Source organism: Thalassotalea fusca (assembly GCF_053485835.1).
Window position 1 is genome coordinate 474376 of record NZ_JBQRUN010000001.1, and the last position, 11726, is coordinate 486101.

At 38.9% G+C, this 11726-nt stretch carries 10 protein-coding genes; all 10 read left to right on the forward strand.

Translation table 11 applies throughout. From position 1 onward, the window contains the following. Positions 1 to 47: 47 nt before the first annotated feature. Positions 48 to 542, forward strand: coding sequence for a chemotaxis protein CheW (locus ACSLUK_RS02090; RefSeq protein WP_448546841.1), 495 nt, complete (start codon positions 48 to 50; stop codon positions 540 to 542). 39 nt (positions 543 to 581) lie between these two features. Then, positions 582 to 1046, forward strand: a complete 465-nt coding sequence (locus tag ACSLUK_RS02095) for a DUF2802 domain-containing protein (RefSeq protein WP_448546842.1) — start codon at positions 582 to 584, stop codon at positions 1044 to 1046. A 211-nt stretch (positions 1047 to 1257) separates the two neighbouring features. After that, positions 1258 to 2064: an MlaA family lipoprotein gene (locus tag ACSLUK_RS02100; RefSeq protein WP_448546843.1), complete on the forward strand. Its 807-nt coding sequence runs from the start codon at positions 1258 to 1260 to the stop codon at positions 2062 to 2064. A gap of 112 nt (positions 2065 to 2176) precedes the next feature. Beyond that, positions 2177 to 4927 (forward strand): SLBB domain-containing protein, encoded by a 2751-nt coding sequence (locus ACSLUK_RS02105; protein ID WP_448546844.1) that lies wholly within the window; start codon positions 2177 to 2179, stop codon positions 4925 to 4927. A 193-nt stretch (positions 4928 to 5120) separates the two neighbouring features. Beyond that, positions 5121 to 6179: a UDP-N-acetylglucosamine--undecaprenyl-phosphate N-acetylglucosaminephosphotransferase gene (wecA, locus tag ACSLUK_RS02110; protein ID WP_448546845.1), complete on the forward strand. Its 1059-nt coding sequence runs from the start codon at positions 5121 to 5123 to the stop codon at positions 6177 to 6179. A gap of 111 nt (positions 6180 to 6290) precedes the next feature. Beyond that, positions 6291 to 6686: a type II secretion system major pseudopilin GspG gene (gene gspG / locus ACSLUK_RS02115; RefSeq protein WP_448546909.1), complete on the forward strand. Its 396-nt coding sequence runs from the start codon at positions 6291 to 6293 to the stop codon at positions 6684 to 6686. A 15-nt stretch (positions 6687 to 6701) separates the two neighbouring features. After that, positions 6702 to 8351, forward strand: a complete 1650-nt coding sequence (locus ACSLUK_RS02120; RefSeq protein WP_448546846.1) for a GspE/PulE family protein — start codon at positions 6702 to 6704, stop codon at positions 8349 to 8351. After that, positions 8351 to 9553 carry a type II secretion system F family protein gene (locus tag ACSLUK_RS02125; RefSeq protein WP_448546847.1) on the forward strand — a complete coding sequence of 401 codons (1203 nt, stop codon included), beginning with the start codon at positions 8351 to 8353 and terminating at the stop codon, positions 9551 to 9553. The genes ACSLUK_RS02120 and ACSLUK_RS02125 overlap by 1 nt, the downstream gene beginning before the upstream one ends. Positions 9554 to 9645: 92 nt before the next feature. Then, positions 9646 to 10740 (forward strand): capsular polysaccharide export protein, LipB/KpsS family, encoded by a 1095-nt coding sequence (locus tag ACSLUK_RS02130; protein ID WP_448546848.1) that lies wholly within the window; start codon positions 9646 to 9648, stop codon positions 10738 to 10740. A 14-nt stretch (positions 10741 to 10754) separates the two neighbouring features. Continuing rightward, positions 10755 to 11720 carry a KpsF/GutQ family sugar-phosphate isomerase gene (locus ACSLUK_RS02135; RefSeq protein WP_448546849.1) on the forward strand — a complete coding sequence of 322 codons (966 nt, stop codon included), beginning with the start codon at positions 10755 to 10757 and terminating at the stop codon, positions 11718 to 11720. The last annotated feature ends 6 nt before the right edge of the window (positions 11721 to 11726 follow it).

Consider the following 11726-nt stretch of genomic DNA (forward strand, 5'->3'; position numbering starts at 1 on the left):
AGCATACGCAAAAATGATAAAGTGAATAACTTTGAGAGGCGAGCTGTATGTCTGAAGAAAGACGCAATGCAAATGAAGGTGCAGATACTAATGACGAAGTGTTGCAATGGGTAACCTTTAAATTAGACAGTGAAACATATGGAATTAATGTGATGCAGGTTCAGGAAGTGTTACGACACACTGAAATTGCACCAGTTCCTGGGGCTCCTACTTATGTTCTTGGTATTATTAACCTGCGCGGTAACGTTGTAACTGTAATTGACACTCGCTCAAGATTTGGTTTAGAAGCGTCTGAGATTACGGATAATACTAGAATCGTAATAATTGAAGCAGAAAAACAAGTTATTGGTATTTTGGTTGATAGCGTGGCTGAAGTGGTCTATCTGCGCGCTTCTGAAATAGATGTTGCACCTAATGTAGGTAATGAAGAAAGTGCAAAATTTATTCAAGGCGTATCTAACCGAGATGGCGAATTACTTATATTAGTCGATTTGAACAAATTATTGTCTGATGATGAGTGGGATGAATTAAAGCAATTCTAGTTTTTCATCCTTGAATTACATGGTCAGTGTTGTAGTAGTATGCTCGAACTAATTACGCCTTATATAAGTATAATAGCGATTGTGATTGCCACTTTCGCTATTTTATTGTTGTTCATAAAATTTCAGAAGGTTAATCGATTATTGCAGCAGTTGTCTCTGCAATACGAGGAGCTCGTACAAACAGTCGATACTAACGAGAGATTATCTAAAACCGCATTGCAACAATTAACCACATTAGTTCAGCACCAGTCTGAAGAAAGCAAAGAAGTCAACGAAGTCTCACGTCATTTAGAACATCGAATTGCGCAACTTCAACGTTCACTTGATGAGCAAAAACAAGTCGTTGAAGGAATACAGCACCAAGAGCCACAAGATAAGCTGTATAGCCGCGCACAAAAAATGGTAAGTTTGGGTGCTGATGTTGAGGAAATAATGTCAGAATGCGAATTACCTAGAGCTGAAGCAGAGATGCTTGTTGCAATGCACCGACGAAACAAACCTTAATCTGTACAATTAATCCAGCCATAAAATAGCGCCAAAATTACACTTTCTTTCATTTAATTACAATTTTGCCCATTAACCGCACTGACTTTCACTGCTAACACCATACAAATACGAATTATAGCGTGATAAACTTGCGCGCAATAATACTTATACAAAGCACAAATTCTAGCTTGCTTGTATGCATCACAATACCAAGGAAATGTTGTTGATAATGTCTATTCATAGAAACTTTCGTGCATTAATGACTGTACCGATCTTAGTTTTTGCATTGATTACGTCTGGTTGTAGCTCAACTGGTAAAAAGGAAAATACAACAGAGCAGGATACTTTTGCAGATACTCCATCTGATGCTCGAGATCCGCTCGAATCGATAAATAGACCATTTTGGACGTTTACTTGGGATTATGCCGATAAATACGTTCTTAAGCCTGCGTCAAATGTTTACGGTGAATATGTACACCCTGACGTTCGTATGGGTTTGTATAATATGGCATTAAATCTTAATGAGCCTTCAACAATTATCAATAACTTACTACAAGGTAAGTTTTCAGATGCTGCGAAAAGTACAGGGCGATTCTTACTTAACTCGACAATTGGTATATTGGGGATATTTGATCCGGCAAGTGATTTTGGCTGGGCGCGTCAACAAGAAGAGTTTGGGGAAGTGTTAGGCAGCTATGGTGTGCCTGATGGGCCTTACTTGGTTGTGCCTGCCCTAGGTCCATCATCGGTTCGAGAAGAAGTAGGGGACTTCGTAGATAGCTATTACTGGCCACTGGCTGTAATCGAATTTTGGCCAAATATCGTTAGAGCCAGTATTATCGGCTTGGAATCGAGAATAGCGCTCAAAGATCAGGAGCAGTTAATCAGGGATTCGCTCGATCCATATGAATTTGTTAAGAACGCCTATTTTCAAAACATGGAATATAAAGTTTACGACGGCAATCCACCGATCAAAGTGGATGAAGAAGCTGAAGCTGATATAGAAGCCTTCATGGATGAACTAGACGGTTTGTAAGTTTAATAGAATTCACATGCTTAAAGTGGTATTACTTTATACCACTTTTTTATGGTGGTAGACTCCACTCACAACAATTAAAATCAACTCGAATTTTCGGTGCGTAAATTATATGTTTAAGTTTGCAAAAGTTATATGTTTTTGTTTTATAACGATTATTGCAGGTGGTGCAGCTGCACAGTCGACTGGCAATATTAGCCAGCAACAATTGGAGCAATTTAAAAAGCTTCCTCCTGCGCAACAAAGAGCGCTAGCACAAAGTATGGGGCTGGATTACAAGATTATTCAGGCTCAGTTGAAGGGAAAACCCAATCAAAAGGGAGCTGAAAAGGACAAAATTCCTCAGCAGTATTATCCAAGAGGCACACAGTTTGATGAGTATGGCAATCCCATATTCGATGAAAATGCCTTAATGGAAGACAAAGAGGAAGAAGATGAAGATGAATTGAAGCCATTTGGCTACGAGGTTTTTGCTAACGCGCCGTTAACCTTTGCTCCGTCTATCGATATAGCTATTCCCAATGACTATATTGTTGGTGCTGGTGATACGCTTCTTATTCAAGTTTTCGGTACTGAAAATGAAGAGCATGAATTACCTGTTTCTCGAGACGGAAAAATTATAATACCTAGTGTTGGTGCATTCACTGTCAGTGGTCTTACTTTTGAAGAAGTCAAAAAACTGATTCCAGCTAAAGTGAAAGAGCGCATTTTAGGTGTGGACGTATTAGTGTCGTTATCTGAACAGCGATCAATACGGGTGTTTGTGTCTGGTGATGCATTCAAACCGGGCCCTTATGTGTTAGGGGCGTTATCGAGTATGACACATGCTATTTTTTCAGCAGGCGGCATAAGCGACATTGGCTCACTACGTAAAGTAGTATTAAAACGCGCTGGAAAGACTGTATCTACCTTAGATTTGTATGACTTGTTGATCAACGGTGACTCATCTAACGATGCGATTTTGCGAAGTGGCGACGTAATATTTGTTGCGCCGGTTGGTGATCGCATAACTGTTGATGGTGAGGTCACTAGACCTGCTATCTACGAAATTAAAAACGGTGAAACTTTTGCTGATGTTGTGAAAATGGCTGGCGGATTGTTACCTTCTGCATTTCCATCTTCAACGATCGTTGAAAGATTTAATCGCCAAAACCTTAGAACGATCGTCAATGTTGACCTAACAAGTGAAAAAGCACTAGCGAGTAAACTCTCAAGCGGTGATTACATTAGAGTCATGCCTACTTCATCGGTAGTAGAAGAATCTGTTACGTTAATTGGTGCGGTACCTCGTCCTGGCAAATATCAGTGGCATGAAGGTCAAAAACTTACCGATTTATTACCAAGTATACATACCCATGTATTGGAATCAGCTGATATCTCTTATGGCCTCGTTGTTCGTGAAAAAGATATTGGTCGCAATATTGAAGTGCTGCAATTTAACCTGTTCAAAGCTGTTTCTGACAAAACCTCTGACGATAACTTGACTTTACAGGCTAGAGATAAAGTACTTGTTTTCTCTAACATAGAAGTGGAAACGTTAGAGCAAACGCTTATTGAAGAGTTCGCACTAACAAAAGAAGAGCTTTTAAAAAGAGAAAAAGAGCTTGCTGAACAGCGATTTGAAGACCGTATGTTCTGGCAGCACTATGGTGAAGATAGCGATCCTTATGCTGCAATGGCGCTTGAAGAGATCGATAAGGCTGACGAAACCATCAAAGAGGTTGAAAAGTCTCTAGACGAATTGATGGGTAAAGAAGAAGAGCCGCCTACAATTCGTGAACATAGCTTCTTCTCGAGAAAGCGCATGTTGCAACCGATTATCGAGCAGCTTAAGCGTCAGGCGGGTACGGGAGATCCTATTCAGCTTGTAGAAATTGACGGAGCAGTAAAATACCCTGGAATTTATCCGTTAGCCAAAAATATCACTGCAAGTGATCTTGTCGTTGCAGCAGGGGGGTTATTAGAGTCAGCGTACTTAAAAAAAGCAGATATTACTCGTTATGTGGTAAGTGGTGAATCTGCGAGTAAGCAAAACTTTAATGTTGACTTGGCAAAAGCACTGGCAAATGATGCTAGCGAGGACAAAATACTAGCAAGTAAAGACCGTTTGAATATCCACCACATTCCTGAGTGGCAGGGAAATCATATTGTTGAGTTAAAAGGTGAGTTCAAATTTCCAGGAAAATACGCGATTAAGCGTGGTGAGACACTTGGTGATCTTATAGAGCGAGCAGGTGGATTTACACCATACGCTTATACGAAAGCGTCGTTGTTTACTCGCGAGAAGCTTAAACAACTTGAACTTCAGAATATTCTAAAAGTTTCTGAAAGTTTACGGATGGAAATCGCGTCTAAAAGCCTATCCTCCAAAGATGGTCAAGCAATCGACTACGAACAGGCAAAACTGTTACTTGCTGATTTAACAAAAGTTACACCTGTTGGTAGATTAGTTGTAGATATACCAGGTATTGTTGCAAACTCAGATGTTGATGTATTGCTAGAAGATGGCGATGTATTGCATGTGCCTTCAAAGCAGAACTCTGTCAATGTGGTTGGTCAGGTTCAGCTTGCTACTTCTCATATCTATCGTAAAGGCTTAGATGCGTTTAACTATGTTGATTTGAGTGGTGGTGTAAAAGAACAGGCTGACGATGATCGCATTTATATCATTAAAGCTAATGGCTCAGTTGAAATACCGAATCAAGGCAACTGGTTTACTTCTGCTACAAATAATATAGAACCAGGTGATACAGTCGTTGTGCCATTAGACTCTGCATACATGGACAACCTGTCGCTTTGGGCTACTGCAACGCAAATTGTCTACCAAGCAGCGGTTGCTATAGCAGCAATCTCGGGTGTATAAGCATAGCAACGTAACTATTATGTGAATAATTGTTACTTGTACTCGTAAATGTTTAGTTTAAGCCAGTATAATATCGAAACTTTTCGGAATTATGCTGGCTTAATTGATTTTGCCAGACTATAATTAGCGCGCTTATTGGATGAGGCATTTGCCATATTCTTAACAACAAAATTAATAAAACGGTAAATTATTAATGCTAGTCGATTTTTTCGCACTGTTAGTGACTTTTTCTGTGTCAGTAATGACAATTAAAGTACTTCTCCCTCTAGCTCCCCATATCGGCCTTGTTGATCTCCCAAATGAACGAAAGAACCATGAAGGTGCTATTCCACTGATTGGCGGAATTTCTATATATACTGGTGTGTTAATCGCATCTACATTCTTTATTGAACAAAGCCAGCTGTTAAACCTTTATTTTATCTCTTCTGCGCTTTTGGTTTTTATTGGCACTATGGATGATATTTACGATCTAAGCGTAACCCCGCGCATGATATTTCAAGGTATTGTTGCCACAATAATGGTGTTTGGTGCGGGAATTTATATTCATGATTTCGGAAGTATTTTCGGTGGCGGCAGTATTGATATTGGCATCTATGGAATGATTTTTACAGTATTAGCGTGTATTACTGCTATTAATGCATTTAATATGATCGATGGCATTGACGGGCTTGCAGGCTCAATGAGTATCATTAGTATTTCGTCTATCGCCATCTTGACTATGTTAAGTGGCAACACTAGTCAAGAAATATTACTTCCTCTTATGTTGGTCGTAGCGACAATTCCTTATCTATTTTACAACGTAAGCACGCGTAACCCTCGTGGCAAAAAAATATTTATGGGGGATGCTGGCAGCATGTTTATGGGCTTAACTATAATCTGGTTGCTTGTTTTAGGTACTCAGGAAACATCAGATACCACTCCATCATTTCGACCTGTCACAGCGCTGTGGCTTATTGCTATCCCATTGATGGATATGTTCGCTATAATGCTGCGCCGCATTAAAAATGGTATATCACCATTTAAAGCGGATAATGGACATTTACATCATATTTGTATTCGCCTAGGTCTTTCTTCGCGTAAAACGTTATGGCTTATTAGTAGTGTCTCGATTATTATGGCGCTTATTGGTATGTTAGGTGAATATTTAGCCGCTGATGAATGGATTATGCTCACAGCTTTCTTAAGTGTCTTCGCATTCTATTCATTTTTACTTCAGTACGCTTTGAATTTTATCAATACGAACAAAAAATAGCTAATACAGTATTTGTTTCAAACCATTTCGAAGTTATTAAACACTATCGACTTTAATTAGCCAGGTTGATAAACTCCAGCCACTTGTCTTAACAGAAAAATTTAAATGACTATGAAAAATACGCGTGGTTTTACGATGATCGAATTGCTCATCGTGATCGTAATCTTAGGGATGTTAGCATCGCTTGTTGCTCCCAAATTTTTTAAACAATTAGGTACTGCTGAGAGAGGGGTGGCAAGTGCTCAAATGAATGCATTTGAAACAGCACTGGACACCTATCGATTAGACGTTGGCAAATACCCAGAAACCTTACAAGAGCTTATCAAAAGCGATCATCCTCGATGGGATGGACCGTATTTACCAGAAGATATCCCATTAGATCCATGGGGGAATCCATACGTGTATAGTAAACCTGGTGAAGAAGGGCGACCATATCAAATGTCATCTTATGGAGCGGACGGTCAGCCTGGCGGAAACGATGCCGATGAAGACATAAGACACAAATAGGATTTGGTATTTACTATGTCATTAAAAGAACTCTTATCTTCTGAATTCTCAGTCGCTCAAGCGGATATTGAGAAAGCTGAAGGATTTCAACAGCGTTATGGTGGAAAGCTAGAGCAAATATTGGTCAATATGGGGAGCTTACCCGATGATCAGTTGGCGAAGTTATATAGTCTGCATTTTGGCTACCCACTACTAAAATTAGAAGATTGGCTCGATGGTGCCACGCCCGCTATTGTGGGGGAGGATGTAGAGTTTTTATTGACAGAAAACTGGTTGCCGTTAGAAGTTTCTGAAAACCAATGGCACTTTGCGTGCCGCAATCCAGTTAATTTACGTGTAAATGAATGGCTCATTCAGCGACAAATAGAACCTACTGTTTATATTTGTGATGAATCGGACTTTCAAGCCCTAAAAATCAAATATGAAACGGGAACTCATAATGTTGAACAGGAGTATATTGGTGACGAAGAAGAACGATTAAAGGAATTGGCAACTGAAGCGCCAACCGTTAATTTGTTAAATTCGCTTATTACTCGAGCACTTCGTCAAGGTGCTTCAGATATGCACTTGGAGCCAATAAATGGCAAGTACCGCGCTAGATTCCGTGTTGATGGCGTATTACATGAAGTAGAGACCATTTCCCCCTCTATGAGGTTACCAATCGCAACTCGTCTCAAGATTCTATCCGGCATGGATATCGCTGAAAAACGCCGTCCTCAAGACGGTAAGATTGAACTTAAAATTGCGAATCAAGAATTAGATATACGTGTGTCGGCACTACCATTAAATGATGGTGAATCAATCGTAATGCGCTTTTTGCGTAAAGATAACGTGAGATACGACATGTCTGTATTAGGGTTATCTGAGGATATTGATGCACTTATTCGTGAGGACATCAAGACTACGGCTGGGGTTGTATTGCTTACCGGACCAACGGGTTCAGGTAAAACAACCACTCTTTATACATTTTTGAATGCATTGAATAATGACGATGTAAAGATTATTACATTGGAAGATCCTGTTGAGTACCAGCTTGAAGGTATTAATCAGGTTCAGGTTAACAGTGATATTGGTTTTGACTTTGCGTCGGGTTTAAGAAGCATTGTTCGCCAAGATCCAGATATTATCATGTTAGGTGAAATTCGTGATAAGGAAACCGCTCAAATCGCCTTACAATCTGCACTCACGGGGCACTTGGTTTTCTCGACGGTGCATACAAACGATGCAGCAAGCGCCTACACCCGATTATTGGATTTGGGTGTTGAAGAATTTTTATTAAATGCGGCGTTGGTTTCTATCGTTGCTCAACGCTTAGCGAGAAAAATTTGTGTTGAATGCACAGCTGACCATCCTGAACATGATGCATTAGTTGCAAAATATCACTTAAATGAGCTTGCGTCTAAATTCGGGATCGCTCAGTTTACCTTGAAACAAGGACGAGGTTGCTCAGCGTGCAACGGCACGGGGTATAAAGGTAGAATGGCGGTTACGGAGTACTTACGGTGTGATGATGCAATCAAGTCGATGCCTAAAGATGCAGACTTTATTGGTAAAGCGAGGCTACATAACGCAGAACTCAAAAGGAGAACGCTTCTTGAAGACGGGTTTTATAAGGCGTTGATGGGCCTAACCACTATTGATGAAGTTGTTCGAGTCGCAGGTTAATGAACGAATTTAAATACGAAGCGCTTGATAAAAATGGTGGGAGAGTTTCAGGTCATGTAGAAGCACTTGACAAACAAGCTGCTCAAGCTCAAGTACAACAATTAGGCTATATTCCAACCGAAATAAAGCTTGTTTCTGGTGAACAGAATGGTTTTTCGCTTTTTAATAAAAAGGTTAACCTCGCAGACATAGAATTCTTAACTTCCGAGCTAAGCTTGTTGCTTGAATCTGGCGTACGTATCGATAAGGGCATTGATATTATTAAACGAACCAAAGCTAAGCCCGAATTGGCAAGACTACTAACTGATATTAGTGCTCAATTGAAAAAAGGGAAAAGCCTGTCGGAGAGTGTTCGTCAATACCCAGAAGTTTTTGATCCTCTATATTGTAACTTAATTGAGCTAGGTGAAGCATCAGGTAACTTAAGTGAAATTTTTGCTGGACTTTCTAAAGACCTATCTTTCAAACGAGAGTTGCAGCGTAAGATAAAATCATCGTTAGCTTACCCTACCGTTATCTTCTTTGTTTGTATTTTGAGTATTGTGTTTATCTTTAACTTTATTATTCCCAAAATGTCAGGCATGTTTAAAGGAGCTGAAGCTATTCCTTGGTACACTGAGCTCATGCTAGATATAAGTGAGTGGATGGTAAACTATCAAATGTTCTTATTCATAGGTGTTATTGCGTCAATCGTAGGAATTGTTCAGCTATTCAAGGAGCCTAAAGTAGTTAGATGGTGGCACGCCAAATCTTTATCATTGCCAGTACTCAAAAATGCCATTATTACGGTTGAACGGATTCGATTTAACTCTGGTTTGGCATTGATGGTTAAAGCCGGCGTACAAATAGATAAGGCGATTGCATTATCAGCGGGTAATATCAAAAATTATGTCTTAAAAAGAGAAATGGATATTGCCCGAAATAAAGTAAAAACAGGTCACGCATTAACTGGCGCACTTAAACAAACGTCACTTTATCCTGATTTTTATGTCTCTTTATTGGAAGTTGGGGAAGAGTCAGGCAACTTAGAACGTGTATTCGATGAAATCGCCACTCGTTCAAGAAAGGAATTTGAAAGCTGGGCTGAAAGAATGACAACATTATTAGAACCTCTGATGATTCTATTCATGGGCGGCATAGTTGGTGGTGTTGTTGTGATGATGCTGGTGAGTATGGTGTCGATTAATGAGTTTGGGGTTTGAGTAAAGTTAGAATTGTTGGCTATCAATGTTCACTCAAAAACGCTATGATTTTCGGAATCGTGAATTAGTCTTCTGTTGAAGCAATAAAAAGAATGAATCACCTTTTAATCTATCTCCCATTGGCTAATGTTCATCGCGCTCCAATAATGCAGCAAATGGCTGAAAGGTACATTGCCAATGGATATAATGTAAGTATATTGGTTGAAAGTCAGTTATGCATTTTTAGAAACAAACGCTTCGAAGGCTATTCTAAACATAAGCATACGATAGCCAAATATATAGACTTCAGTATTTATAAGAATGTATTTTATTTAAAACTTCCGCACGTTAAGGTTGCTGAATGGCCAAATATAGAAAATAATCGGCTAGAGTATTACAAACAAGTACTAAAAACTGGAGGGTTTACTAAGGTTCTTGTCTGGAATGGAAACTTTGATTATCAGCAAACATTCTTGAAATTAATTAGAAAAAAACAAAAGATAAGCCTTTTGTATACGGAAGTGGCGTGGTTTGATCAATCAAATAGTGTCTATGTAGATCCGCTGGGCGTTAATGGTAATAGTTTACTCGCTCAAACAGCACCCAAAAAACTCACCAATTCACAAGAAATAAAAGTGAAACAGTTTATTCAGGATTATACTGGCGGATTGTCGCCTTCTAAGTTACCAAATAATAAACTAATAAAGATACTAGTACCTCTACAAGTTGATACAGACTCGAATATAGTTCACCATTCTCCATTCAAGAACATGAAATCCTTCATAGCCTATCTAGAAAATTGGTTGCCTGACAAAAATATAGAGGTATTGATTAGGGCGCACCCTAAAGCTACATATGAATATGAAATTAAAAGCAATAGGAATGATTTTAGAATTGATAGTACAGGGGAATTGAAAAGTAAAATAGCGGAAGCAGATATTGTTATTGGCATTAACAGTACTGTTTTGTTACAATCGCTCGCTTTCTTAAAGCCTGTTTTTGCTTTTGGTGATGGGGTGTTTTCGTCCTCATCTGCCGTACATAAAATTAGGATGGATGAGCCTTTTTCTATACCAAGCATGGATGTTTGTTCAATATATGAATTATTACACTTCCTGGTATTTCAAAAGCAAATTCCAATTTCAAATAGTCACGGAAATAATGTGGCTAAATATTGTATTCAGCGAATTCGTATGTTGGCAATGTAGTTGATATAACAGTTATGATTAATGAAGTTGAATTATTTTCAAAACAATCGACAGTAAGTGAAACGTTTTTAGCTCATTCTGAAGCGTTAAAGTTGATGGCTGAACTAAGTAAAGATCATAGTTACTTTGATGCTATTCGATGTTTAAAAGAGTGTTCTGGGCACGTAATCGTATGTGGTATGGGTAAGTCTGGCCATGTTGGCAAGAAGATGGCGGCTACTTTCGCATCAACGGGAACACCTAGTTTCTTTCTGCATCCAAGCGAAGCTTTTCATGGTGATCTAGGTATGATTACGAAGAGCGATGTGATGATACTTATATCTAATAGCGGTGAAACGGATGAGGTACTTCAGTTAATTCCTTCTCTACAGATTTTTGGAAACTCAATAATCGCTATAACCAATAATGAAAATTCTACACTTGCTCGGAATGCTCATATTATATTGCCGATAGTCATGGATAAAGAAGCTTGCCCCAATAATTTAGCTCCAACGACCTCTACAATGATTACAATGGCGATAGGAGATGCGCTAGCAATCGCATTGATGAAGTATAAGCGATTTGAAGCCAACGATTTCGCAAGATATCACCCTGGAGGCTCATTAGGTCGTAAATTGTTAACTAAAGTGGGTGATACCATGAAAATAGATAATCTACCCATTGTAAACAAAAAGGCGACTTTTGCAGATGTTGTACTTACGATGAATCAAGGCAGGTTAGGACTTGCTGTTGTTGTGGAAGATAATAGAGCTATCGGAGTTATTACGGACGGTGATTTAAGGCGTACTATTTCTAAATTAAATAGAGATTTTACTGCACTATATGCAAGCGACATGATGACAAAAAGCCCCAAATTTATTTGTAACTCAGAAATGATAGAAAAAGCAGAAAATGTGATGGATAAATACAAGATTTCTTCATTATTAGTTAAAGACAGCGAATCCAATTTTGTTGGTGTAATTCAGCGATATAATACTTAAGGGAAA

Coding starts and splice junctions, on each gene's coding strand:
- ACSLUK_RS02095 (WP_448546842.1), top strand. CDS start 582: ATGCTCGAACTAATTACGCCTTATATAAGTATAATAGCGATTGTGATT.
- wecA (WP_448546845.1), top strand. CDS start 5,121: ATGCTAGTCGATTTTTTCGCACTGTTAGTGACTTTTTCTGTGTCAGTA.
- ACSLUK_RS02120 (WP_448546846.1), top strand. CDS start 6,702: ATGTCATTAAAAGAACTCTTATCTTCTGAATTCTCAGTCGCTCAAGCG.
- gspG (WP_448546909.1), top strand. CDS start 6,291: ATGAAAAATACGCGTGGTTTTACGATGATCGAATTGCTCATCGTGATC.
- ACSLUK_RS02090 (WP_448546841.1), top strand. CDS start 48: ATGTCTGAAGAAAGACGCAATGCAAATGAAGGTGCAGATACTAATGAC.
- ACSLUK_RS02105 (WP_448546844.1), top strand. CDS start 2,177: ATGTTTAAGTTTGCAAAAGTTATATGTTTTTGTTTTATAACGATTATT.
- ACSLUK_RS02125 (WP_448546847.1), top strand. CDS start 8,351: ATGAACGAATTTAAATACGAAGCGCTTGATAAAAATGGTGGGAGAGTT.
- ACSLUK_RS02130 (WP_448546848.1), top strand. CDS start 9,646: ATGAATCACCTTTTAATCTATCTCCCATTGGCTAATGTTCATCGCGCT.
- ACSLUK_RS02100 (WP_448546843.1), top strand. CDS start 1,258: ATGTCTATTCATAGAAACTTTCGTGCATTAATGACTGTACCGATCTTA.
- ACSLUK_RS02135 (WP_448546849.1), top strand. CDS start 10,755: ATGATTAATGAAGTTGAATTATTTTCAAAACAATCGACAGTAAGTGAA.